Annotated in this window: 20 protein-coding genes and 1 pseudogene; 5 read left to right on the top strand and 16 right to left on the bottom strand. The window is 72.8% G+C overall.

Features of this window, described 5'->3' with window-relative positions; genetic code table 11:
- Positions 1-4: 4 nt before the first annotated feature.
- The 6 genes from V8690_RS21475 to pdhA form a co-directional block, all read right to left on the bottom strand.
- On the bottom strand, positions 5-1,111 hold the full coding sequence (locus V8690_RS21475) for a potassium channel family protein (protein ID WP_338781186.1): 1,107 nt from the start codon (positions 1,109-1,111) through the stop codon (positions 5-7).
- Positions 1,108-2,490, bottom strand: a complete 1,383-nt coding sequence (locus tag V8690_RS21470) for a molybdopterin molybdotransferase MoeA (RefSeq protein WP_338781185.1) — start codon at positions 2,488-2,490, stop codon at positions 1,108-1,110. Before V8690_RS21470 ends, V8690_RS21475 begins: the two co-directional genes overlap by 4 nt.
- Positions 2,487-3,461: an NTP transferase domain-containing protein gene (locus V8690_RS21465; RefSeq protein ID WP_338781184.1), complete on the bottom strand. Its 975-nt coding sequence runs from the start codon at positions 3,459-3,461 to the stop codon at positions 2,487-2,489. Before V8690_RS21465 ends, V8690_RS21470 begins: the two co-directional genes overlap by 4 nt.
- 130 nt (positions 3,462-3,591) lie before the next feature.
- Complete coding sequence (locus tag V8690_RS21460) at positions 3,592-5,028, bottom strand: dihydrolipoamide acetyltransferase family protein (protein ID WP_338781182.1); 1,437 nt, start codon at positions 5,026-5,028, stop codon at positions 3,592-3,594.
- Entirely contained in the window at positions 5,028-6,032 is a 1,005-nt protein-coding gene (locus tag V8690_RS21455; protein WP_338781181.1) for an alpha-ketoacid dehydrogenase subunit beta, read from the bottom strand. The genes V8690_RS21460 and V8690_RS21455 overlap by 1 nt, the downstream gene beginning before the upstream one ends.
- On the bottom strand, positions 6,029-7,180 hold the full coding sequence (pdhA, locus tag V8690_RS21450; protein ID WP_338781179.1) for a pyruvate dehydrogenase (acetyl-transferring) E1 component subunit alpha: 1,152 nt from the start codon (positions 7,178-7,180) through the stop codon (positions 6,029-6,031). Before pdhA ends, V8690_RS21455 begins: the two co-directional genes overlap by 4 nt.
- A 191-nt stretch (positions 7,181-7,371) precedes the next feature.
- Here pdhA and V8690_RS21445 point away from each other — a divergent pair, with 191 nt between their 5' ends.
- Positions 7,372-7,854, top strand: coding sequence for an Lrp/AsnC family transcriptional regulator (locus V8690_RS21445; RefSeq protein ID WP_338781177.1), 483 nt, complete (start codon positions 7,372-7,374; stop codon positions 7,852-7,854).
- Position 7,855: 1 nt separating this feature from the next.
- Here V8690_RS21445 and V8690_RS21440 read toward each other — a convergent pair whose 3' ends face one another.
- Both V8690_RS21440 and V8690_RS21435 read right to left on the bottom strand, forming a co-directional pair.
- A complete protein-coding gene (locus V8690_RS21440) occupies positions 7,856-8,446 on the bottom strand; it encodes a TetR/AcrR family transcriptional regulator (RefSeq protein WP_338781175.1) in 591 nt (196 codons plus the stop codon).
- A complete protein-coding gene (locus V8690_RS21435) occupies positions 8,443-9,960 on the bottom strand; it encodes a 3-hydroxyacyl-CoA dehydrogenase (RefSeq protein ID WP_338781174.1) in 1,518 nt (505 codons plus the stop codon). The genes V8690_RS21440 and V8690_RS21435 overlap by 4 nt, the downstream gene beginning before the upstream one ends.
- A gap of 160 nt (positions 9,961-10,120) precedes the next feature.
- Here V8690_RS21435 and paaN point away from each other — a divergent pair, with 160 nt between their 5' ends.
- Positions 10,121-11,812, top strand: coding sequence for a phenylacetic acid degradation protein PaaN (gene paaN / locus V8690_RS21430; RefSeq protein ID WP_338781173.1), 1,692 nt, complete (start codon positions 10,121-10,123; stop codon positions 11,810-11,812).
- Here paaN and V8690_RS21425 read toward each other — a convergent pair.
- The 3 genes from V8690_RS21425 to V8690_RS21415 are packed head-to-tail and all read right to left on the bottom strand — an operon-like array spanning position 11,809 to position 14,518.
- Complete coding sequence (locus V8690_RS21425) at positions 11,809-12,549, bottom strand: TrmH family RNA methyltransferase (RefSeq protein ID WP_338781171.1); 741 nt, start codon at positions 12,547-12,549, stop codon at positions 11,809-11,811. The two genes, paaN and V8690_RS21425, sit on opposite strands and share 4 nt — an antisense overlap.
- Entirely contained in the window at positions 12,546-13,757 is a 1,212-nt protein-coding gene (locus V8690_RS21420; protein WP_338781169.1) for an HTTM domain-containing protein, read from the bottom strand. The genes V8690_RS21425 and V8690_RS21420 overlap by 4 nt, the downstream gene beginning before the upstream one ends.
- A complete protein-coding gene (locus V8690_RS21415) occupies positions 13,754-14,518 on the bottom strand; it encodes a DUF5819 family protein (RefSeq protein ID WP_338785416.1) in 765 nt (254 codons plus the stop codon). Before V8690_RS21415 ends, V8690_RS21420 begins: the two co-directional genes overlap by 4 nt.
- Before the next feature lie 434 nt (positions 14,519-14,952).
- Here V8690_RS21415 and V8690_RS21410 point away from each other — a divergent pair.
- A pseudogene (locus V8690_RS21410) lies at positions 14,953-16,085 on the top strand (acyl-CoA dehydrogenase family protein).
- A gap of 39 nt (positions 16,086-16,124) precedes the next feature.
- On the opposite strand, the gene V8690_RS21405 reads toward V8690_RS21410, so the two are convergent.
- The 4 genes from V8690_RS21405 to V8690_RS21390 all read right to left on the bottom strand — a co-directional run bounded on the left by V8690_RS21405 (position 16,125) and on the right by V8690_RS21390 (position 19,785).
- Positions 16,125-16,454 (bottom strand): rhodanese-like domain-containing protein, encoded by a 330-nt coding sequence (locus V8690_RS21405; protein WP_338785415.1) that lies wholly within the window; start codon positions 16,452-16,454, stop codon positions 16,125-16,127.
- A gap of 65 nt (positions 16,455-16,519) precedes the next feature.
- Positions 16,520-17,452: a hypothetical protein gene (locus tag V8690_RS21400; RefSeq protein WP_338781167.1), complete on the bottom strand. Its 933-nt coding sequence runs from the start codon at positions 17,450-17,452 to the stop codon at positions 16,520-16,522.
- Positions 17,453-17,522: 70 nt separating this feature from the next.
- Entirely contained in the window at positions 17,523-18,911 is a 1,389-nt protein-coding gene (locus V8690_RS21395) for a DUF2252 domain-containing protein (RefSeq protein ID WP_338781165.1), read from the bottom strand.
- Between the two features lie 166 nt (positions 18,912-19,077).
- Positions 19,078-19,785 carry a ScbR family autoregulator-binding transcription factor gene (locus V8690_RS21390; protein WP_338781163.1) on the bottom strand — a complete coding sequence of 236 codons (708 nt, stop codon included), beginning with the start codon at positions 19,783-19,785 and terminating at the stop codon, positions 19,078-19,080.
- 168 nt (positions 19,786-19,953) lie between these two features.
- On the opposite strand from V8690_RS21390, the gene V8690_RS21385 reads away from it, so the two are divergent.
- On the top strand, positions 19,954-21,042 hold the full coding sequence (locus V8690_RS21385; protein WP_338781161.1) for a ScbA/BarX family gamma-butyrolactone biosynthesis protein: 1,089 nt from the start codon (positions 19,954-19,956) through the stop codon (positions 21,040-21,042).
- Positions 21,039-21,974: an NAD-dependent epimerase/dehydratase family protein gene (locus tag V8690_RS21380; protein ID WP_338781159.1), complete on the top strand. Its 936-nt coding sequence runs from the start codon at positions 21,039-21,041 to the stop codon at positions 21,972-21,974. The genes V8690_RS21385 and V8690_RS21380 overlap by 4 nt, the downstream gene beginning before the upstream one ends.
- On the opposite strand, the gene V8690_RS21375 is transcribed toward V8690_RS21380, so the two are convergent.
- Positions 21,919-23,259: a cytochrome P450 gene (locus V8690_RS21375; protein WP_338781157.1), complete on the bottom strand. Its 1,341-nt coding sequence runs from the start codon at positions 23,257-23,259 to the stop codon at positions 21,919-21,921. The two genes, V8690_RS21380 and V8690_RS21375, sit on opposite strands and share 56 nt — an antisense overlap.
- Between the last annotated feature and the right edge of the window lie 88 nt (positions 23,260-23,347).

Here is a 23,347-nt window from a genome sequence, read left to right as displayed (position 1 = left end):
CCGGTCAACTGCGGGGCATCCGCGGCAACGGCCGGGTGTCGGGCGCGACCTGTGTGCCGGGCGTCGCCCGCACGATCGTGATGAGCCGGTCGGTCAGCTCCAGCGTCCCGACGGCCGAATCGTCGTAGCCGAGCACCCGGTGACCGCGTATGACGCTCACCACCAGGTCGTTGATCTCCCGCGTGGTCTTGCCCACCTCGGCCTTGACCACCGGCCGCTCGACGATGTCCAGCCCACTGCCCTGCTGGATGAGGTCCTCCAGCACCATGCCCGCGGAGGGGCTGAGCACGGAGAGACCGAGCAGACGGCCCGCGGCGCTGGCGCTGGTGATGACCGCGTCGGCACCCGACTGCTTCAGCAGCGGCGCGTTCTCCTCCTCCCGCACCGCGGCCACGATGTTCGCCCCGCGGTTGAGCTGCCGGGCCGTCAGCGCCACCAGGACCGCCGTGTCGTCGCGCTGCGTGGCGATGATGATCTGTCGCGCCTTGTGCACCTCGGCCCGGTTCAGCACCTCACTGCGCGTCGCGTCCCCGACGATGCCGACGTAGCCCTCGGCGGTCGCGGCGTCGATCGCCTTGGAGCTCGGGTCGACCACGACGACCTGTTCCTTCTTCAGACCCGCCGCGCAGACGGTCCGGATCGCCGACCTGCCCTTCGTGCCAAAGCCGATGACGACGGTGTGATCGCGCAACGTGGACCTCCAGCGGTTCAGTCGCCACTCCTCACGGGTGCGTTCGGTGAGGGCTTCGAGGGTGGTGCCGACCAGGATGATCAGGAACAGCACGCGCAGGGGGGTGATGACGAGGATGTTCGTGAGCCGGGCGGCATCGCTGGCCGGGGTGATGTCGCCGTAGCCGGTGGTGGAGAGGGTGACGGTCGCGTAGTAGAACGCGTCGAGGAGGCTGATGCCTCCGCCCGCGTTGTCGTTGTAGCCGTCGCGGTCGGCGTAGACGATCAGCGCGGTCACGACGAGGACCACCAGTGCGATGGACAGCCGCTTGGTGACCTGGCGGACCGGGTGCTCCACCACTTTCCTCGGGAGTTTCACCCGATGGGTCACCAGATGCTCGTCCGCCTGGCGGGCGATCGCGTCCTGGCCCGGAAGTTTCACGTGAAACACACCCCGATTCCTGCGGACGCCCAGGGCAGGTCGAGTAGTTCCGCCTCCTGCTCCGGACGCGCACCGCCTGGGGGTACGACGGCCAGCGCGTCCGCCGCCGCGATGCCGCGCAGCATGGCCGGTCCGTTGTAGTGCAGCGGCACGGCCTGGTCGCCTCGCAGGACGACCGGGACGAGCCGGGTGTCGTACGGGTGTCCGTGCACGGCGTCCCTGAGCGGCAGCGTGTACGGCTCCGGGGCCGGCCGGGCCGCGAGGGTCCGCAGCAACGGCTCGGCGAGCGTCAGCAGTCCGGAGACGGCGGCGAGCGGGTTGCCCGGCAGGCCGACGAGGTGCTGGTTCTCCGAGATGCGCGCCAGCAGCATGGGGTGGCCGGGGCGCACCTTGACACCGTCCACGAGGAGTTCGGCACCGATACGGCGCAAGGTCGGGTGGACGTGATCGACGGGGCCCGCGGCGGTGCCGCCGGTGGTGACGACGAGATCGGCGCCGGACGTGGTGATCGCCTGGTGCAGGGCGTCGGCGTCGTCGCTGATACGCCGTACGGCGGTGACCTCGGCGCCGAGCGCCCGCAGCCAGGGCGGCAGCATCGGACCGAGCGCGTCCCGGATCAGCCCGTCGTGCGGCCGCCCCTCGGTGAGCAACTCGTCGCCCAGGACCAGGACTTCGGCACGAGGGCGTGGGACGGCGGTGACGGTGTCGTATCCGGCGGCGGCCGCGAGACCGAGTACGGCCGGGGTGACGAGGGTGCCGACGGGGAGCAACTGGTCGCCGATGCGGCACTCCTGGCCGCGCGGGCGGATGTCCTGGCCGGGCACGACGTCCCTGGTCGCGTACAGGCGGCCCGTGTCGTCGGTGCGGCCGTGCTCGCTGCGCAGAACGGCAGTGGTGTCCGGGGGGATGCGGGCGCCGGTGGCGATCCGGACGGCCTCGCCGTCGCTCAGGGGCTCGAGCACGGCGTGCCCGGCCAGGACGCCGTCGTCCCGTACGTCCCAGGGGGCGGGCCCGGCGACCGCCCAGCCGTCCATCGCGGAGGTGTCGAAGGAGGGGAGGTCGGTGAGGGCGTCGAGGGGGGCTGCCAGGGTGAGGCCGAGGGCAGCTTCGAGAGGCACCGAGACGGGCCGGCGGCGGGTGGCCCGGGCGGTGCTCCGGGCGGCGCGTTCGGCGGTGGCCCGGGCCTGCGGCCAGGGGGTGGCGTGGTGGCGGGTGTCGGGCCGTGGAGAGGTGTCCGGCCGGCCGGAGGCGCGGCGGCTGTCCGTCTCACCCCGTTCGGCGGGGCCGGGCAGGTCGTTGCTGTTGTTCACGAGGGCGAGCACCTCCTCGACGTCGAGGTCCTCGGCGTCCTCACCGGCGCGTGTGCCGTGCGGGGTCATCCGGCGTCCGGGCGGGTGTCGGGCGTGGCGTCAGGGGCGACGTCGGGCTGGGGCGGGGCGCCGGAGGTTTGGGCCCCTGCGGTACTTTCCTCCGCCCAGCGGGTGGCGAGAGCCGCGGCCCTGCGGGCGGCCTCGGCGACCGCCTCCGGGCCGCCGCCCGCCCGTGCGGCCGCGTAGCCGACGAGGAAGGTGGTCAGCGGCGCCGCCGGCCGGTCCACACCGTGGGCGGCGTCGCGGGCGAGGTCGAGCAGCAGGCGGGTGTCGACGTCGAGGTCGACCCCCAGTTCGTCCTTGACGGCGGAAATCCATTCATCCAACACGTGCCCATGCTCCCTGATACGTGCCCTGGCGGTGGCGATGTCGTCCCAGGTGTCGCAGTCGAAGGACGCGACGGGGTCGGAGATGCGGGTGAGGTTCAGCTCGGCGATGAGGCGCCGCAGCGGGAGACCGGCGAGGGCGTCGTGCCGGTCGGTCAGGAGCGCGAGCGCCTCGCGCAGCCGAAGCGCGTCGTACGCGGCCACGAGGGGCTGGTCATGTCCCTCGGGGTCGGTCAGCAGCACGCCGTCGGCGGCGCTCGCCCGGAGCGTGCTCAGCAGCCGGTCGACGGTGCGCTCCTTCAGGAACGGCAGATCGGCGGAGAGCACCACGACGTGCTCCGCCGTGGTGTGCCGGAGCCCGGCGTCCAGCGCGGCGAGGGGGCCGCCGCCGGGCGGGTCCTCGTGGGCCCAGGTCACGGGCCGTGCCGTCGACCGGGGCGCGGCGACGACGACGGTGCCGCGGGCGCCCGCGCACGCGGCGAGGACGCGGTCGAGCAGGGCCCGGCCGCCCACGCGCACACCGGGTTTGTCGGCGCCGCCGAGGCGGCGGGCGGCGCCCCCCGCGAGCACGACGGCGTCGTACGCGGCGGGGTCCGGCCGCTGCGCGGGGCCGGAACCGGCACCGGGTTCATCCGGGAGTTCGTACGCGGTCACACCCCGAGTATGCGTGCCTCCGCGATCACAAGGAACGCGGGGGAACGGACACGATCACGGCGCCGGCTCGCGGGCCGAACAGGAATCACAGCGTCCGTCCTTCCGGGACCGACGGGCCGGGCGTCCGGAATCACAGCGTCCGCAGCAGCACCGCCGGCTGTTCCACGCAGTCCGCCACGTAGCGCAGGAAGCCGCCCGCCGTACCGCCGTCGCACACCCGGTGGTCGAAGGTGAGCGAGAGCTGGACGACCTGCCGCACCGCCAGCTCGCCCTCGTGCACCCAGGGCTTGGGGACGATGCGCCCGACGCCGAGCATGGCCGCCTCGGGGTGGTTGATGATCGGTGTGGAGCCGTCGACTCCGAAAACTCCGTAGTTGTTCAACGTGAAGGTCCCGCCGGTGAGTTCCGCGGGCGTCAGCGTCCCGGTCCGGCCCGCCTCGGTCAGCCGGGCGAACTCCGCGGTCAGCGACTCGGCGTCGCGCGCGTGCGCGTCCCGGACGACCGGGACGACGAGCCCCCGGTCGGTCTGCGCGGCGAAGCCCAGGTGCACGTGGTCGAACCGGACGACCTCCCTGGCCTCGGCGTCCACGGTGGAGTTGAGCTCGGGGAAGCGGGCGAGGGCGGCGGTGCAGATCCGGGCCAGCAGGGCCAGGAGGGCGATCTTCGGGCCGCCGGCCGCGTTCATGGCCGTGCGCGCCCGCATGAGCTCCGTGGCGTCGGCGTCCACCCAGCAGGTCGCGTCCGGGATCTCGCGGCGGCTGCGCTCCAGCTTGTCGGCGACGGCGCCCCGGATGCCCTTGAGCGGGGTGCGGATCTCGCCGGAGGCCACTGTCGCGGTGGGCTGCGCAGCGGGGGCCGTGCTCGTCGGCTGCGGCACGGGGGTGTGCGGCTCCGCCGTCGGCGCCGTCGTACCCGATCGGGCAGCGGCACGCAGCACGTACTCCACGTCCGCCCGCAGGATCAGCCCGTCGGGGCCGGAGCCGGTCAGCTCCCGCAGGTCGAGGCCGTTCTGCCGGGCCAGCCGGCGGACCAGGGGCGAGATCACGGGGACGGGGCCGTCCTCCGCCTCGGCGCCGGCATGCCCGTTCACCTCCCGGGAGCCCGCCGCGGACGCGCCGGACACCGGCCGCCCCGGCCGCACCCTGCGTCGCCGCCCGGGCGCCTCGGACGTGCCGTATCCGACCAGGACGTTGCCCGAGCCCTCGGCACGGGAGCCGGCGGACTTCTCGCTCGCGGACTCCACCGAGCCGCCGGGTGCCCCCGAACCGCCGGAGGTCGCCGAACCGCCGGACGCCGCCGAACCGCCTGAGGCCGCCGGCCGCTCCCCCACCGCCACCGTGATCAGCGGCGCCCCGACGGGCAGTTCCGTGCCCTCCTCGCCGAAGCGGGCCGTGACCACACCGCCGTAGGGGCAGGGCACCTCGACCATCGCCTTGGCCGTCTCGACCTCGACGACCGGCTGGTCGACGGCGACCACGTCGCCGACCTCGACCAGCCAGCGCACGATCTCCGCCTCGGTGAGCCCTTCACCGAGGTCGGGCAGCTTGAACTCGAGCACCTGTGCCATCAGCTCTCGGCCTCCCACTGAAGACGCCCCACGGCGTCCAGGATCCGGTCCACACCGGGCAGGTGGTGGCGCTCCAGCATCGGCGGCGGATACGGGACGTCGAACCCGGCCACACGCAGCACCGGCGCCTCCAGATAGTGGAAGCAGCGCTCCGTGACCCGGGCCGCGATCTCCCCGCCCGGGCCCCCGAAGGAGCCCGATTCGTGGACGACGACCGCGCGTCCCGTCCGCCGCACCGAGGCGCACACCGTCTCGTCGTCGAACGGCACCAGGGAGCGCAGGTCGACGACTTCGAGGTCCCAGCCCTCGGCCCGGGCCGCCTCGGCCGCCTCCATGCAGACGGGTACGGACGGCCCGTACGTGATGAGCGTGGCGCTCCGGCCCGAGCGCCGCACCACCGCGCGGCCGATCGGTTCAACGGTCCGCGGGTCGTCCGGGTTCCAGGAGTCCTTCGACCAGTACAGCCGCTTCGGCTCCAGGAAGACGACCGGGTCGTCGGAGGCGATCGCGGCGCGCAGCAGACCGTAGGCGTCGGCGACGGTGGCCGGCGTGACGACATGGAGCCCCGGAGTCGCCATGTAGTACGCCTCGGAGGAGTCGCTGTGGTGCTCGACGCCGCCGATGCCGCCGCCGTAGGGGACGCGGATGGTGATCGGGAGGGGCATCTTGCCGCGGGTGCGGTTGCGCATGCGGGACACGTGCGAGATGAGCTGTTCGAACGCCGGGTAGGCGAAGGCGTCGAACTGCATCTCCACGACCGGGCGCAGGCCGTACATGGCCATGCCCACCGCCGTGCCCAGGATCCCCGCCTCCGCGAGCGGGGTGTCCGTGCAGCGGTCCTCGCCGAACTCCTTGGCGAGTCCGTCGGTGACGCGGAAGACGCCGCCGAGGGTGCCGACGTCCTCGCCCATGACGTGCACGGCGGGGTCGGCGGCCATGGCGTCGCGCAGCGCCCGCGTGAGGGCCTGCGCCATGGTGGCCGGCTTGACGGCGACGGTGGTCATCGGTGCGTCCCCCCTTCCGGTGCGGCCTCGGCAGCGGCCTCCAGCTCGGCCCGCAACTGCTCCCGCTGGTCGCGCAGTTGGGCGGTGGGCTCCGCGTAGACGTGGGCGAACAGGTCCATGGGGTCGAGCACCGGGTCCTGGTTCATGTGCGCGCGCAGGTCGGCGGCCATCGCCTCGGCGGCGTCCCGTGCAGCCTGCTTTCCGGCCTCGTCGAGCAGGCCGCGCGCGGTCAGCTGCCGCTCCAGAAGCCGGATCGGGTCGTGCTCGCGCCAGGTCTCGACCTCGGCGTCGCCGCGGTAGCGGGTCGCGTCGTCGGCGTTGGTGTGGGCGTCGACGCGGTAGGTGATCGCCTCGACGAGGGTGGGCCCGCCGCCCGCGCGCGCGTGCCGTACGGCGTCGCTCAGCACCTCGTGCACGGCGGCGGCGTCGTTGCCGTCGACCAGGCGGCCGGGCATGCCGTAGCCGACGGCCTTGTGGGCCAGCGACGGGGCCGCGGTCTGCTTGGCGAGCGGGACGGAGATCGCGAAGCCGTTGTTCTGCACCAGGAAGACGACGGGGGCCTGCCAGACGGCGGCGAAGTTCAGCGCCTCGTGGAAGTCGCCCTCGCTGGTGCCGCCGTCGCCGACCATGGCGAGCACGACCACGTCGTCGCCCTTGAGGCGGGCGGCGTGCGCGAGGCCCACGGCGTGCGGCAGCTGGGTGGCGAGCGGGGTGCACAGGGGGGCGACCCGGTGTGCGTACGGGTCGTAGCCGGTGTGCCAGTCGCCGCGCAGCAGCGTGAGCGCCTCGACGGGGTCCACGCCGCGGGCCACGACGGCGAGCGTGTCTCGGTAGCTGGGGAAGAGCCAGTCCCGCTCCTCCAGCACGAGCGCGGCGGCGATCTGGCAGGCCTCCTGGCCGGTGGAGGAGGGGTAGACGGCGAGGCGGCCCTGCTTGGTGAGCGCGGTGGCCTGCGCGTTGTAGCGGCGACCGCGGACCAGCTGGGCGTACAGCGTCCGCAGCAGCTCCGGGTCGGCCTTCGCGGCCGCCTCGGTGCCGAGGACGCGGTACGGATCGGCGTCGGGCAGCAGCGGCGCGGGGTCCGTGCGGGGCTGCCAGGCGGGCGGCGGGGTCGGCCGGTACGCGTCCCGCTGCTCCATGACCGTCATGACGGCACCTCCTCGTGGGAGCGGCTTCGTGCAGGCGCGTCGGCTGTGATGCGCCTCACCTACCGATTGTTCGGTCGTCGGCACATTTTGGCTACGGGTGGCCTCAGGCTGTGGACAAACGGTTCTCCACAGCCTGAGATGGACGCAGTACGTCCATGGTAGGGAGGCGGGCGCAGGTGGCATCTGAACAAATGGCCGAAAGCCAGGACGACAGCGGCCCGCCGCCGCCGCGTCCGCTGGACGCCATCGACCAGGACATCCTGCGCATGCTCCAGGCGGACGGCCGCGCCTCGATACGGTCGGTCGCCGAGCGCGTCCACGTCTCGCGCGCCAACGCCTACGCCCGTATCAACCGGCTCGTCGAGGACGGTGTCATCCGCGGCTTCGGCGCCCGCGTCAACCACGAACGGGCAGGTCAGGGGACGTCCGCCTATATCACCCTGAAGATCGTGCAGAACTCCTGGCGCACGGTGCGCGAGGAACTCAGACAGCTGCCCGGCGCCTCCCACATCGCCCTGGTGGGAGGGGATTTCGACGTGCTGCTGCTGGTGCACGTGTCCGACAACCGGGCGCTGCGCGAGCTGGTGCTGACCCGGCTCCAGGCGATCGAGCAGGTGCTCAGCACGCGCACGCTGCTGGTGTTCGAGGAGGAGGACCTGGAGCCGCAGGGGTGAGTCATCCGGCTTTGCGCAGGCCCCCGAACGCCAGCTGCACCACCGCGTCGGCCACCTCGCGCTCGCTCATGCCCCGCACGTCCGGCCGGTACCACTCGACGATCGAGTTGATCATGCCGAAGACCAGCCGGGTCACCAGCCGGACCTCTATGTCGCCGCGCACGTCCCCGTCCGCCGCGGCGGCCTTGAGCAGGTCGGCGACCCGGTGGTCGAACTCGCGGCGGCGCTCCAGGGCCCAGCGCTCGGTGTCCGTGTTGCCGCGCACGCGCAGCAGGAGGGTCACATAGGGCAGCTCGGCTATGAGCACCTCCACCATGCGCCGGACGACGTACTCCAGACGCTCGGCGGCGCGCCCCACGCGCGCGTGCTCCTCGTCGAGGATCCCGAACAGGCCGTCCAGGGCCCGGCTCACGGCCCGGCGCAGCAGCTCCTCCTTGCCGGTGACGTGGTGGTAGATCGACGACTTGGAGATGCCGGCCGCCTTGGAGAGGTGCTCCATGGAGGTGCCGTCGTAGCCGCGCTCGTTGAACACCCGGACGGCGACGGACAGCAGGGTGTCCGGCGTGTAGGTGTCGCGTTTGGCGGTGGTCATGAGGCTGTGCCCTCCCGCTTGTCGGAGGCGTGGGCGTGGCGGTACAGCGCGAGGGACGGCGCGTAACGCCCCGAGGGGTCGCGCAGGTGGAGGTCGTCCAGGAGCGCGTAGGCCCAGGAGCGGCCCAGCCGGCGGCTCCACTCGAAGGGGCCCAGGGGGTAGTTGACGCCGAGGCGCATCGCGGTGTCGATGTCCTCCTCGGTGGCCACGCCCTTGGCGACGGCGTCGTGCGCCAGGTCGATGATCCGCGCGACCGTCCGGGCGACGATCATGCCGGGGACGTCGCCGATGACGCTCACCTTCTTGCCGAGCGCCTGGAACAGGCCGGTGGCCTCGGCGAGGGTCCGCGGGGAGGTGTCCTGGGAGGCGGACAGGGCGATCCGGGTCGCCTTGCGGTAGTCCAGGGCGAGGTCGAAGTAGACGACGTCCCGGAACTCCACGGAGGTCTGCCCGTCGGCGAGGACGAGCTGGCCGCCGCCCGGCAGCACCAGGCGGGTGCCGTTGTCCTCGTCCTCGTCGCGGACCGGGATGCCGGCCTCCCGGATCAGCGCGAGCAGGTCACCGGCGGGGCCCAGGTCGCCCTCGGCGACGACGTAAGCGGGCGGCTGCCGCTGCTCTGCGGTGTCCGGGTCGGGGCGCTCGGCGCCGTCCCGGTGGTCGTACCAGCCGTGGCCGGTCTTGCGGCCCAGCCGGCCGGACTCGACCAGGCGCCGCTGGGCGAGGGACGGCGTGAAGCGCACGTCCTGGAAGAAGGACCGCCAGACCGACCGCGTGACGGACTCGTTGACGTCCTGGCCGATCAGGTCGGTCAGCTCGAACGCACCCATCCTGAAGCCGCCCGACTCGCGCAGCACGGCGTCGATGGTGGCCGGGTCGGCGCCCTGCGCCTCGTAGACCGCGAAGGCCTCGGCGTAGAAGGGCCGGGCGATGCGGTTGACGATGAAGCCCGGAGTGTCCGCGCAGGCGACCGGCGTCTTGCCCCAGGCGCGGGCGGTCTCGTACGCGCGCGTGGCGTACGTGACGTCCGTGGCGAACCCGGAGACGACCTCGACCAGCGGCAGCAGCGGCGCGGGGTTGAAGAAGTGCAGGCCGACGAAGCGGCCGGGGACGCGCAGGGCGCCGCCGACGGCGGTGACGGACAAGGACGAGGTGTTGGTGGCGAGCAGGCAGTCGTCGTCGACGATGCCCTCCAGCTCGCGGAACAGGTCCTGTTTGACGTCCAGCCGCTCCAGGACCGCCTCCACGACCAGGGCGCAGTCCGCCAGCTCGGAGAGGTTCTCGGCGGGCAGCAGCCGGGCGCGGGCGGCGTCCCGGTCGGCGCCGGTGAGCCGGTCCTTCTCGACGAGCCGGTCCAGTCGGGCCCCGATCGCGTCGGCGGCCTCCCGCGCCCGCCCGGGGAGGGCGTCGTACAGCCGCACGGGATGGCCCGCGACCAGCGCGACCTGGGCGATTCCCTGGCCCATCGTGCCGGTGCCGACGACGGCCACAGGGCTGCTGAGGTCGAGTGCTGTCATGTGCGCGATCCTCCCGCACGGGGTTTTCCACAGATGCGGCGGACCCCCTTGAACCGACCGATCGTTCGGTTACTCTAGCTCTGTCCGAGTGTTCCTGCCCAGGTTTCCGCCCAGGTCATGAACTCGACGAAGAGTTCTTGAGACGAGGAGTTGGTCACCCATGACCGCCGCACTCTCGGCGCACGAGCTGATCGCCCGGCACCGGTCCACCCTCGACCAGGCGCTGGAAGCGATCCGCACGCGCGCGTACTGGTCCCCGCACCCCGAGCACCCCAAGGCCTACGGGGAGAACGGCAGCCTGGACGCGGCCGCGGGCAAGGCCGCCTTCGACGCCCTGCTCGGCACCCGCCTCGACCTCGGCCAGCCGGGCACGGACGACTGGGTGGGCGGTGAGACGTCCCCGTACGGCATCGACCTGGGCGTGACGTACCCGCACGCGGACCTCGATGTGCTGCTGCCCGCCATGAAGGCCGGGCAGCGGGCCTGGCGGGACGCGGGCGCGGAGCAGCGCGCGGTGGTCTGCCTGGAGATCCTCAAGCGGATCAACGACCGGACGCACGAGTTCGCGCACGCGGTCATGCACACCTCCGGGCAGGCGTTCATGATGGCGTTCCAGGCAGGCGGGCCGCACGCGCAGGACCGCGGCCTGGAGGCGGTGGCGTACGCGTACGTGGAGCAGGTGCGCACGCCCGACACGGCGGAATGGACCAAGCCGCAGGGCAAGCGCGACCCGCTGGCCATGACCAAGCAGTTCACGCCGGTCCCGCGCGGCATCGGCCTGGTGATCGGCTGCAACACCTTCCCGACGTGGAACGGCTACCCCGGCCTGTTCGCCTCCCTCGCCACCGGCAACGCGGTCCTGGTCAAGCCCCACCCGCGCGCGGTGCTGCCGCTCGCGCTCACGGTGCAGGTCGCACGCGAGGTGCTCGCCGAGACCGGCTTCGACCCGAACCTGATCGCGCTGGCCGCGGAGCGCCCCGGCGAGGGCATCGCCAAGACTCTCGCGCTGCGTCCCGAGATCCGGATCATCGACTACACGGGCTCGACCGAGTTCGGCGACTGGCTGGAGGCCAACGCCCGCCAGGCGCAGGTCTACACGGAGAAGGCCGGCGTCAACACGGTCGTCGTCCACTCCACGTCCGACTACAAGGGCATGCTCTCCAACCTGGCGTTCTCGCTGTCCCTGTACAGCGGCCAGATGTGCACGACCCCGCAGAACCTGCTGGTCCCGCGCGAGGGCATCTCCACGGACCAGGGCCCCAAGTCGTACGACGAGGTGGTCGCCGACCTCGCCAAGGCGGTCGACGGGCTGCTGGGCGACGACGCCCGGGCGAACGCGCTCCTGGGTGCGATCGTCAACCCGGACGTGAAGGCCCGGCTGGAGGCCGCGGCGGGGCTGGGCGAAGTCGCCCTGGCCTCCCGGGAGATCACCAACCCGGACTTCCCGGGTGCGGTCGTCCGTACGCCGGTGATCGTGAAGCTGGACGGGGCCAAGCCGGACGCGGAGGCCGCGTACATGAGCGAGTGCTTCGGGCCGGTGTCCTTCGCCGTGGCGGTCGACTCGGCGGCGGACGCGGCTCAGTTGTTGCGGCGGACCATCCGTGAGAAGGGCGCGATGACCGTCGGGGCGTACACGACCGACCCGGAGGTCGGGCAGGCCGTGCGGGAGGTGTGCCTTGAGGAGGCGGCCCAGTTGTCGCTGAATCTCACGGGTGGGGTGTACGTGAACCAGACGGCCGCGTTCTCCGACTTCCACGGGTCGGGCGGTAATCCGGCGGCGAGTGCGGCGCTGTGTGACGGGGCGTTCGTCGCCAACCGGTTCAGGGTGGTCGAGGTGCGCCGGGAGGCCTAGGCCGTACCGCGGCTCCAGTGGTACAGAGTCATCGCCACGCTCGTCGCCAGGTTGTAGCTGCTGACCTGGGGGCGCATCGGCAGGGACAGCAAGTGGTCCGCACGCGCGCGGAGGTCCGGCGACAGGCCGGTGCGTTCGGAGCCGAAGGCGAGGACGGCGTCGTCCGGGAGCTTGATGCCCCGGATGTCGTCGCCCTCCGGGTCCAGCGCGAACAGCGGGCCGGACGGCAGGTCGGACACCTCCAGCCGCTCCACCGCCGTCGCGAAGTGCAGTCCGGCGCCACCGCGGACGACCGTGGGGTGCCAGGGGTCGACCGTCCCCGTCGTCACCACGCCAGTCGCCCCGAAGCCGGCGGCCAGGCGGATCACCGCCCCCGCGTTGCCCAGGTTGCGCGGGTGGTCGAGGACCACCACGGGGGCCGTGCGGGGCGTGTGCGCCAGCTTCTCCAGGTTGGACGCGCGGGAGGGCCGTACGGCCAGGGCCGCCACGGCTGTGGGGTGCGGGCGCGGGACGAACGACGCGTACGTCTCGTGCGGCACCTCCGTCAGCAGCCCGGCCAGCGCGTCCCGCACGTCCGGGGCCAGCTCGTCGGCGAGGGCGAGCGTGGCCGCCCGGTCGGCGGTGACCGCGACCGGCACCTCGGCGCCGAACCGTACGGCGTGCTTGAGGGCGTGGAAGCCGTCGAGCAGGACGGCGCTGCCGGCGAGCCGGCGCCAGACGGGGACGGGGTCGGTCATGTCCCGAAGCCTACGTGCGTGGCCTCGGGGCGCTCGGGGGCGTGCTGCTCGGAGGCCGGCGCGGGCCCGCCGCGCCGCAGCAGCCGGTCACGCGCGCGTGCCGCCAGGCCGCCCAGACGGCGCAGGAAGGTCGTCGGCAGGAACACCGCGTCCGCCGCGATCATCGCCAGCGAGAAGAACGGCAGTCCGAGGACGACGGCGATCACGGCGTGCTCGGTGATCATGACGGCCAGCAGGACGTTCTTCACCCGCCGGTTGAACAGCGTGAACGGGAAGGCGACCTGCACGAGGACCGTCCCGTAGGTCACGAGCATCACCATCGTGCCGCTGGCGGACAGCAGGTCGGCGAGTCCGGGCCAGGGCGAGAAGTACTCCAGGTGGAGCGGGTAGTAGACGGCGGTGCCGTCCTGCCAGCGGGAGCCCTGGACCTTGTACCAGCCGGCCGTCGCGTAGATCAGGCATGCCTCGGCCATGATCACGAGCAGGGCGCCGTTGTGCACGATGTGGGCGACGACGTCGAGCATGATCCGCGGTTCACCGGGCTGCTCGCGGCGCCCCGTCAGCCACCACAGGGCCTGCGCCGCCCACACGGTCCACAGCAGCGCCGGTATGAACCAGTCGCCCTCCATGCGGCCGGCCAGGGTCACCGCGACCAGTACGAGGCCGAGCACACCCCACAGGGCCGGGCCGGTCCGGTCCGTGACCCGCTCGCCCCGCGCGCGTGCCGCCCGGGCGCGCGCGGCCCGCCGGGCGTCCAGCGACCACACCTGGGCGCAGCGCGTGAACACCAGGTAGATCGACATCAGGTGCAGCACGTTGTCGCCGCCGTCGCCCATGAAGACGCTGCGGTTCTGGAGCGACAGCACGCCGAGCATGAACAGCACCGACATGGTGCGGGTGCGCCAGCCCAGCATCAGCAGGGCACTGGCGAGGATCGCGAGCAGGTAGACGGTCTCGAACCAGAGCCCGCCGTCCGACCACATGAGCGTGGTGAAGGCCTTGTTGGTCCGGATCAGCTGCTCGGCGAGATCCCAGCTCCAGGGCCCGTCGGGGCCGTAGAGCTCGTGGCGGTGGGGGAACTCGCGCAGCAGGAAGAGCAGCCAGGTCGCACTGAAGCCGATGCGGATCACGGCGGTCTGGTACGGGCCGAGGGCGGCCTCGGTGACCCGGGCGATACCGCGCGAGACGGCCAGGGAGAAGCGGTTCACCGCACGCCACCCCCGGCCTCGTCCTCCGGCACCGGCCACCACGGCAGCTCGCGGTAGGCCGGCGTCGTGGAGACCTTCTCCCGGCTCCACCGAGGCGCGGGCACGTTGCTGGTGCGGGAGCGGACCTGGACGCGCTCGATGGCACCGCCACCCCCGGTGGTGGCCCGCAGGGCGTCGTCGCGGTCGAGGCGCAGCACCACGATCCGGCGCAGATACGACTCGGAGAGCGAGCCGCGCAGGCCCACCGGGCGGTTCTCGCTGTCGTGCGTCGCGAGGAAGAAGTCCCAGGCGCGGCGCAGCTCGTTCTGCTGGGTGTGGCTGGGCAGCAGGTTGCCGTCGATGGCCCGGCCGTCCTCGGCGGACAGGTCGTACCAGCCGGTGGTCAGCATCGCGCCTTCCTCGTCCCGGACCTCGGCACGGGCCTCGACGGAGATGTTCTGCTGGAGCGGGTTCGGCGCGAAGAGCTTCCAGTTCTGCTCGAACTCCGGATAGATCCAGTCGTCCACGGCCTTGCCGTGCTCCCTGGTGACGGTGTTCGGCGGCGCGACGTGCAGGAACATCATCCCGAGGTGCGCACACACCCCGACCGCGACGACCGCGAGCGCCAGCGCGACACCGATCTGGTAACGGAGGGAGAGCGCGGCTATGCCGGCGCGTGGTTCGGCGGGCGGGACCGGCTCGGCAGGCCCGCCCGACTCGGCCTGCACACCCGGCTCGGCCGGCCCGTGCCGGGCGTTCGAGCCTCCGTCGTACGCGTCCATTGAGCCCCGTTCCACGATCCCGGTCCGTCGTTCCGTCCGCCCGGCCGGCCGCGGGGGCGTCGTACCGCCCGCGCACCGCTGCGCGACGTCGGCACGGGCACGGTACTCAGGCCGCCCACCCGGGCACAGCCCCTTCCGCCGGTTCCGGCCGTGGCCGTCACCACACCGCGGAAGCCGCCCCGAAGCGGACCCGAAGCCGACCGGAAGTTGACCTGAAGCCGACCGTACGGCGCTCGCCCCGGCCGGGGAGCGGCGATCCCCCTGGTCCACAGGGGTCCCCCGCAGGTTATCCACAGGGCGGCCGGGCAGGTCGCCCGCAGGAGTGACACCCTACGGCGCCCGTCGCACACCCATTCCCTTCTTCTGGAACGTGTTCTATCTTGCGCCGCGTCAGCTCACGTCAGCTCAACGGGACCGGCGGAAGGACAGGCAGCGTGGACTTCACCTTCACCGAGGAGCAGCAGGCGGCGGCCGAGACGGCGAAGGGCGTGTTCGCCGGGGCCGCGCCGGACGCCGTGCCCAGCCCGGCCCTCACCCCGGGCGCCGTCGCCGACACCTGCGACCGCGCCCTGTGGGCCAGGCTCGCCGACGCCGACCTGCTGAGCCTGCTGCTGGACGCCCGGTACGGCGGGGCCGGCCTGGACGCGATCGCGTTGTGCCTGGTGCTGCGGGAATCGGCGCGGGTGCTGGCCCGGGTTCCGCTGCTGGAGAGCGGCGCGGCAGCCGCCACGGTCCAGGCCTACGGCGGCGAGGAGGCGAAGTCCGCCCTGCTTGCCCGGGCGGGCCGGGGCGAGCTCGTGCTGACCGTCGCCGCGCACGGCCGCACCGGCCACGACCCGGCCGAGCTCGCCGTGACCGCACGGCAGGACGGCGAGGCCTGGGTGCTGGACGGAGTGCAGACGGCGGTGCCGTGGGCGTACGACGCGGACGTCACGGTCGTCCCCGCGCGCACGGGGCCGGCCGGACCGTGCTGGCCCTGGTTCCGCGGGGGCACGAGGGGGTTGTCCTGGCCGAGCAGTTCTCCACGAGCGGTGAGCGGCTCGGCGAGCTGCGGCTGGAGTCGGCGCGGCTGGCCGCCCGGGACGTGATCGACGCCGACGGGGCGTGGGAGTGGCTGCGGGACCTGCTGGCCACCGGGACGTGTGCGCTGGCGCTCGGGCTCGGGGAGCGCGTGCTGCGGATGACCGCGGAGTACACGAGCGAGCGGGAGCAGTTCGGCTTCCCGATCGCGACCTTCCAGGCCGTCGCCGTGCAGGCCGCCGACCGCTACATCGACCTGCGCGCGATGGAGGCCACACTGTGGCAGGCCGCGTGGCGGATCGCCTCGGGAGCGCCGGGCGCGCTGCCCGCCGCCGGTGACATCGCCGTCGCCAAGATCTGGGCGGCGGAAGGCGTCCGCCGGGTCGCGCAGACCGCACAGCATCTGCACGGCGGGTTCGGCGCCGACGTCGACTACCCCCTGCACCGGTACCACGCCTGGGCCAAGCACCTGGAGCTGTCGCTCGGCCCGGCGGCGGCGCACGAGGAGGCCCTGGGCGACCTGCTGGCGGCCCACCCGTTGGCCTGAACCCACCGGCGAGCGGGCGCCGCACAGCTCTGCAAGGCGCTACAGGACGAACCCGGGCTGCCCGTCGTCCGTCACGACGGGACGGCCCGCCGCCTCCCACACCTGCATGCCGCCGTCGACGTTCACGGCGTCGATGCCCTGCTGGACCAGGTACATCGTGACCTGGGCGGAGCGCCCGCCGGAGCGGCAGATCACATGGACCCGGCCGTCCTGCGGGGCGGCCTCGGTCAGCTCGCCGTACCGGGCGACGAAATCGCCGATGGGGATGTGCAGCGCCCCTTCGGCGTGACCGGCCTTCCACTCGTCGTCCTCCCGGACGTCCAGCAGGAAGTCGCCGTCCTTGAGGTCCGCGACCTCGACCGTGGGCACACCAGCTCCGAAACTCATGCGTCCGACGCTACCCGAACCGGCCCGCGTCCCGGCCGGGACGCGGCTCAGCCCTCCGCGAGCAGCGCGGCCAGCTCCCGCTCCCGCTCGGTGACCTGGGTGAGCAGCTGCTGCCCGATCTCGTCCAGGAGGCCGTCCGGGTCGTCCGGGGCCAGCTGGAGCATGTGGCCTATGGCGCTCTCCTCCAGCTCCTTGGCGAGCAGGGCGAGCAGCTCCTTGCGCTGGGCGAGCCATTCGAGGCGGGCGTAGAGCTCCTCGGCGCGGCTCGGGCCCCGCTTCAGCTCGGGCCCCTTGGCCCACTCCTCGGCGAGTTCGCGCAGCTCCGCCTCGTCGCCCCGGGCGTAGGCGGCGTTCACCCGGGTGATGAACTCCTCGCGCCGCCGGCGTTCCTTCTCCTCCTGCGCCAGGTCCGGGTGGGCCTTGCGGGCCAGCTCGCGGTAGAGCTTGCGGGCCTCCTCACTGGGGCGGACCCGCTGCGGCGGCCGGACCGCCTGGTCCGTGAGCATCGCCACGGCCTCCGGGAACAGGCCGCTGTCGTCCATCCAGCCGTTCAGCAGCTCCTCGACACCGGGGATCGGCGCGAGCCGGGCCCTGGCCTCCTCCGCCCGGCGCCGGTCCTCCGGGTCGCCGCTGCGGGCCGCCCTGGCCTCGAGGACCCGGGCGTCCAGCTCTTCCAGCCGGGCGTACAGCGGACCGAGCTTCTGTTCGTGCAGCCGGGAGAAGTTCTCGACCTCGACGCGGAAGGTCTCCACCGCGATCTCGTACTCGATCAGCGCCTGCTCGGCGGCCCGCACGGCCCGCTCGAGCCGCGCCTCGGGCCGCGCCGCGTCGCCTTCGGTTTGCGCCGCGCCGCCTTCGGTTTGCGCCGCGCCGCCCTCGGGGCGATCCTCGCCGCCCTCGGCACGCGCCGCGTCGCCTTCCGGCGTCACCCGTTCCTCACCGGCGCCGCCACCACCCTGCTCAGCTTCCGGGGTCGTCACCCGACCAGCGTAGGCCACGCCCCGACCACTCCCGCGCTCCGGACAGCCACACGCCCGGGGGGCTCAGGTGTCAGACCCCCATCTCCGCGGCGACCTTCCCCGCCCGCACGCCCGCCACCAGGTCCGCATGGTCCGCCTCCGTACGGTCCGCGTAGGCGACGGCGAACGCGGCCATCGCCTCGTCCAGCTCCTCGCTCTTGCCGCAGTACCCGGCGATGAGACGGGGGTCGGCGCTGTGGGCGTGGGCGCGGGCCAGGAGGGCGCCGGTCATCCGGCCGTAGTCGTCTATCTGGTCGGCGGCCAGGGCGGCCGGATCGACGCTGCCCTTGCGGTTGCGGAACTGGCGGACCTGGAAGGGGTGCCCGTCGACCGTCGTCCAGCCCAGCAGAATGTCGCTCACGACCTGCATCCGCTTCTGCCCCAGCACGACCCGCCGGCCCTCGTGGCCGACCACCGGCGCGTCGAAACCGGCCGTCACCAGATGCGGCACCAGCGCCGACGCCCTCGCCTCCTTCACCTGGAGCACCAGCGGCTCACCCCGGTGGTCCAGGAGCAGCACGACGTAGGACCGGGTGCCGACACTGCCGGTGCCGACGACGCGGAACGCCACGTCGTGCACCGCGTGCCGGGCGAGGAGCGGCAGGCGGTCCTCCGGCAGCGTGCCGACGTACTCCTCCAGGGACACCGTCACCGCCGCGGCCTCCGCGTCCGGCACGCGCCGCAGCACCGGCGGGGCGTCGACGAAGCGGCGCCCGCCGTCCTCCGTTGCCTGAGTCGACCTGGCCGCGAAGCGGCCGCTGGTGTTGTGGCGGGCCTTCTCGGAGACCCGCTCCAGCGTGCCGAGCAGGTCATGGGCGTCCGTGTGGGAGACGAGCTCCTCGTCCGCGATGGCGTTCCACGCGTCCAGCACCGGGAGCCTGGCCAGCAGCCGCATGGTGCGGCGGTAGGCGCCCACCGCGTCGTAGGCCGCCTTGCGGCACCTGTCCTCGTCCGCTCCGGCCTCCCGGCCCGCGAGCACCAGAGAGGCCGCGAGACGCTTCACGTCCCACTCCCAGGGGCCGGGCACCGTCTCGTCGAAGTCGTTCAGATCGATGACCAGGCCGCCGCGCGCGTCGCCGTACAGGCCGAAGTTGGCCGCGTGGGCGTCGCCGCAGATCTGGGCCGGGATCCGGGTCATGGGCGTGCGCGCCAGGTCGTAGGCCATGAGGCCCGCGGCGCCGCGCAGGAACGCGAACGGGGTGGCGGCCATGCGGCCGACCCGGATCGGCGTGAGCTCGGGCAGCCGGCCGCGGCTCGACTCCTCGACCGCGCTCACCGCGTCGGGCCGGGAGGCGTCCAGGTCGAGCGTGGCGTGCGCGCGGCGCGGGATCCGCTTGCGCAGGGCCTTGCCCTCGTCCTTGGGCGAGCCCTCGACGGGCCACTCGGCGAAACCGCGCACCCGGGGCAGCCGATGGGTCACCCCATGCGCCGCCCTGCCCTCAGCCCCAGCACCGTCCCCGGTCACAGCGACCGCCTCCCCCGCACGCGCACGAACATCAACTCGTGCCGACCGTACAGGCGGCGGCCGAAACGCGTCAGACCCTGTGGACAACTCCACAGCTGTGGACAACCCGTGCGTGAGGGGGCTACGCCCCCGAAGGAACCTGTGCCCGCACAGCTCCCTCCGGCGCCCGCCCCTGAACCTGCACCTGTCCCTGAACCTGCACCTGCACCCGCCCCAGCACCCACTCGGCCCGCTCCGCCGAGATGTCGAGCCGGGTCAGCACCGCGGGGACGGCGATGCTCGGCAGCAAGTGTTCGAACATCACGACGACCCGGCGCTCCAGATCCTGCCGCTGGCAGCGCAGCTGGGACAGCAGCTGCACCCCCGAGAAGCTGCCGACGAGCAGCTCCGCCGACTCCGCCACGTCGACATGCGGCAGCAGTTCGCCCTTCGCCTTCGCCTCGGCCAGCCGCTGCACGTTCTGGTCGAACCACATGCGGAAGGCCGGCGTACGGTCGAGGTCCATGGCCCCCTGGTCGAGGGCGAGCCCCACACTGGCACGAACCAGCGGTTCGGAGCGCAGCCGACGGGCCAGCACCAGCCCGGAGTCGACGAGTTCCTGGAGCTTGCTGGACTGCGGCGGGAGCGTGATCGCGAGCTGCTCCTCGAACACCCCCACCGCCAGCTCCTCCTTGGAGCCGAAGTGGAAGTACAGCGCGCCCTTGGTGACGCCCGCCCGGTCCAGGATCTCCCCGATGGTCGCCGAGGTGTAGCCGCGTTCGTCGAAGACGGCCGCGGCCGCTTCAAGGATGGTCCGCCGGGTGCGGATCGCGCGCTCCTGTCGCGCCATCGGTGCCTCCTGATCTCCGTCGATCTCCGTCGATTCCTGTGAAATCGCTGTGCAGCGGGGGCGCGGGAGCCTGTTCCAGCGGTGTGGCTCACCCTTTGAAAAAAACCGGCTCGTCCGTATCTTAGTCAAACGCCGACGTCAGCCAGGCTGCCGATCCTGGGGGTTCTCATGCCGCAGTCAGAACCTTTAAGCGCACCCACGGACGATCAGACCGGACAGCGGGGCCGTCCGGCAAACAGAACCGCCGCGGCCGTCGAGAACGCGCCACAAACCGCAGCCACCGATCCCACCGAACCCCCCAAGGCCTCCGAAGCCACCGCGGTCACCAAGGAACTCGCCCACCGCACCACCGAAGCGGACGTCTTCCCCACCCGGTGGCGCCGCATCTCCGAAACCCGCTTCCGCTTCACCGCTCACTGGCCGGCCGCCCACTCCTTCTTCGGCCCCGTGGACGACCGCCACCAGGACCCGATGATCGTGGGCGAAACGTTGCGACAGGCCTCGATGGTGCTCGCGCACGCCGAGTTCGGAGCCCCTGCCGACACCCACTTCGTCATGTGGGACCTGACGGTCCACACCGACCCGTCCGCGCTCCTGCTGTCGGACGCGGCCGAACCCGTCGACGTCGACGTCGTGTGCTCCGAGATACGCCGGCGCGGTCGCGGCCTGCACAGCATGCGGACCACGATGGAGTTCCGCCGCGCGGGCCGCTTCGTCGCCCGCGGCACCGGCAGCACCGGCTGCACCTCGCCCCTCGCCTACCGCCGGCTGCGACAGAAGCAGTTGGCCGCAGTCGGCACCCCGGTACCGCTGCTGCCGGGCATAGCCCCGGCGCTCGCCGGCCGCTCCCGCGCCGAGGACGTCGTCCTCGCCCCCGCCGACCGCCCCGGCGTCTGGCGGCTGCGCGTGGACACCGGCCACCCGGTGCTCTTCCCGCGGCCCAACGACCACGTGCCGGGCATGGTCCTGTTCGAGGCGGCCCGCCAGGCGGCGACCGCCGCGTCCGGCCGGCACCCCTTCCTGCCCCGCTCGATGACGGCGACCTTCGCCCGGTACGCCGAGCTGCACAGCCCGTGCTGGATCGAGACGGAGGTGCTCGACGGGGATGCCGGAAATCCGGGAAGTCAAGGAAATCCGGGAGATCTGGCAGATCCGGGAGAGACGACCGTACGGGTCTCGGGGCGGCAGGACGGCGAGTCCGTTTTCAGCGCCACGCTGACCTGCGCGCATCCGGCCCGGGTACGGTCCCTGTCGTGACGGCCGACTTTTTGATCACGGGCGGGAGCGGCTTCGTCGGCAGCAGGGTCGCAGCCGCCGCCCACCGGCAACCCGGCGTCCGCGTACGGCACTTGGCGCGCCGCACCCCACCGGGTACCGGCCCCGGCGAGGTCGTCCACGGCGACCTGGGCGACCCTCCCTCCCTGCGCGGCACCTGCGCGGGGGCCGATGTCCTGGTGCACTGCGCCACGCGGGTCGGCGGCGACCCCGAGACCGTCGAGGCGGTCAACGACCTGGGCACGCGGGCCCTGGTCGAGGAGGCCGTGCGCGCCGGAGTGCGCCGGATCCTGTACGTGAGCACGGCCGCCGTGTACGGCCGGGGCCCCTTCCGCGGTGTGCGCCCCGGGGAGGTGCCGATCGCGCCCGCGTCGGCCACCAGCCGCACCCGGGCCGCCGCCGAACGGCACGTCCTGGAGGCGGGCGGCCTGGTGCTGCGCCCGCACCTCGTGTACGGCGAGGGCGACCGGTGGGTCGTCCCCGGACTGGTGTGGCTGCTGGGCGAGTTGTCGGCGACCCTGACCGGCTGCGAGGCGCTCCAGTCGATGATCGACGTGGACACCCTGGGCCGTGCGGTGGTGGCCTCGGCCCTGTCCCCGGCGCACGACGGCGGTGTGCACCACGTCAACCACCCCGAGCCGGTGGGCGTTCCGGACCTGCTCGGGGCGGCGCGCACGCTGCTGGAGGAGCAGCCCGGCGGCGGTGCGGCGGTGGACGTCGCCACCGCCCTGGACCGGGCCGCCGGGAAGCCGCTCGCCCTCCATCACCTCGGCATGCTCACGGTCGACCACTGGTTCGTGGACGACACCTTCTGGAAGGACCTCGACTGCTCCCCCGGCGAGGGGTTCGCGGCCGGATTCAGGCGCGCGGCACCCTGGTACCGCTCGTTCCTCCAAGGCCGGAAAGCCTCCTGATCGCCTCCGCCTCCTCCGGACGCGGCCCCGGTTCCGGCCCGGCATCCCGGCCGTGCAGCAGCACGGGCAACTCCTGGTGGCCCGTGGAGATGATGGACCGCAGCCGCTTCGGAGGCCGGGACGGATCGGCCAGGGCCAGCCGTGGGAAACGGTCGAACAGGGACGTCAGGGCCGCCGTCGCCTCCGCCATGGCCAGGGGCCGGCCCAGGCAGTGGTGCACGCCGTGGCCGAATGAGACGTGGTCGCGGCTGGTGGGCCGGGTGACGTCGAACCGTTCGGCGTCCGGGCCGTGCCGCTCGGGGTCGCGTCCGGCACCGGCGAAGGAGACCACGACCGGGTCGCCCTTCGGGATCGTCAGACCCGGCTCGATGTCGATGTCCTCGACGGCGTAGCGCAGGCCCGACATGGCACCGGGCGCCTCGAAGCGCAGCGACTCCTCGATGGCGTCCTCCCAGGTCACCTGCCCGGATCGGACGAGTTCGAGCTGGTCGGGGTGGGCGAGCAGGCTGTGCACGGTGTTGTCGATGAGGTTGACGGTCGTCTCGAAGCCCGCGGTGAGCAGCAGGATCAGGTTGTCCATCAGCTCCTGTTCACTGAGGCTGCCTTCGTCGTGCGCCGCCATGAGGGCCGTCGTCAGGTCGTCGGCCGGGTGCTCGCGCTTGTACTGGAGGAACGCGGTCAGCGTGCCGTACAGCTCGACCCCGTTGGCCTGGGCGTCCTCCAGGGAGATCGCCGTGTCGAAGAAGCGGCTGATGATGCGGTAGAGGGTGCTGCGCGGACCGTCCTCGCCGGCCGGTACGCCGAAGAGTTCGCACACCACCTCGTGCGGCACCGGCGCCGCGAACGCCGCCCGCAGGTCGACGACTTCACCTTCGGGGGTCCGCTCCAGGTCGTCCAGCGCCCGGTCGACGATCTCCTGGACGCGCGGCAGCAGCGCGTCGACGCGGCGCTTGGTGAAGGCGGCGGACATCGGCTTGCGCAGCCGGCTGTGGTCAGCGCCGTAGGCCGTGACCATGTTGCGCACCGACACCCAGATGGCGAGCGGCCAGGTGCGGGAGATGTCCCCGTTGATCCAGGCCGGCCAGTGCTGGAAGGCGTCCTTGCTCGTCTCGGGGCCGGCCAGGAGCCGCTTGTTCAGCTCCAGGCCGTTGATCCACCACGCCCGTACGCCGCCCGGGAGTTCCACCTCCACGGCGGGTCCCTGGGCCCGGATCCGGGATATCTCGTCGTAGAGGTCCTGGCCGGACGGGTCGATCGCCAGGAAGGGGCAGGCCTGCTGTGCCATGACTCATCGCTCCTTGGTCCAGAGGCTGGGGAACCATCGTGCGGTTCACGTGACGAAAAAACTTGGCATCCGGTTTGTTTTGGCCATC

The sequence above is a fragment of the Streptomyces sp. DG1A-41 genome, assembly GCF_037055355.1.
Taxonomy (GTDB): domain Bacteria; phylum Actinomycetota; class Actinomycetes; order Streptomycetales; family Streptomycetaceae; genus Streptomyces.
Note: the sequence above shows the minus strand (reverse complement) of the source record. Positions and strands in the feature narration are given on the sequence as shown.

Coding starts and splice junctions, on each gene's coding strand:
- V8690_RS21470 (WP_338781185.1), bottom strand. CDS start 2,490: ATGACCCCGCACGGCACACGCGCCGGTGAGGACGCCGAGGACCTCGAC.
- V8690_RS21460 (WP_338781182.1), bottom strand. CDS start 5,028: ATGGCACAGGTGCTCGAGTTCAAGCTGCCCGACCTCGGTGAAGGGCTC.
- V8690_RS21455 (WP_338781181.1), bottom strand. CDS start 6,032: ATGACCACCGTCGCCGTCAAGCCGGCCACCATGGCGCAGGCCCTCACG.
- pdhA (WP_338781179.1), bottom strand. CDS start 7,180: ATGACGGTCATGGAGCAGCGGGACGCGTACCGGCCGACCCCGCCGCCC.
- V8690_RS21445 (WP_338781177.1), top strand. CDS start 7,372: ATGGCCGAAAGCCAGGACGACAGCGGCCCGCCGCCGCCGCGTCCGCTG.
- V8690_RS21440 (WP_338781175.1), bottom strand. CDS start 8,446: ATGACCACCGCCAAACGCGACACCTACACGCCGGACACCCTGCTGTCC.
- V8690_RS21435 (WP_338781174.1), bottom strand. CDS start 9,960: ATGACAGCACTCGACCTCAGCAGCCCTGTGGCCGTCGTCGGCACCGGC.
- paaN (WP_338781173.1), top strand. CDS start 10,121: ATGACCGCCGCACTCTCGGCGCACGAGCTGATCGCCCGGCACCGGTCC.
- V8690_RS21425 (WP_338781171.1), bottom strand. CDS start 12,549: ATGACCGACCCCGTCCCCGTCTGGCGCCGGCTCGCCGGCAGCGCCGTC.
- V8690_RS21415 (WP_338785416.1), bottom strand. CDS start 14,518: ATGGACGCGTACGACGGAGGCTCGAACGCCCGGCACGGGCCGGCCGAG.
- V8690_RS21390 (WP_338781163.1), bottom strand. CDS start 19,785: ATGGCGCGACAGGAGCGCGCGATCCGCACCCGGCGGACCATCCTTGAA.
- V8690_RS21385 (WP_338781161.1), top strand. CDS start 19,954: ATGCCGCAGTCAGAACCTTTAAGCGCACCCACGGACGATCAGACCGGA.
- V8690_RS21375 (WP_338781157.1), bottom strand. CDS start 23,259: ATGGCACAGCAGGCCTGCCCCTTCCTGGCGATCGACCCGTCCGGCCAG.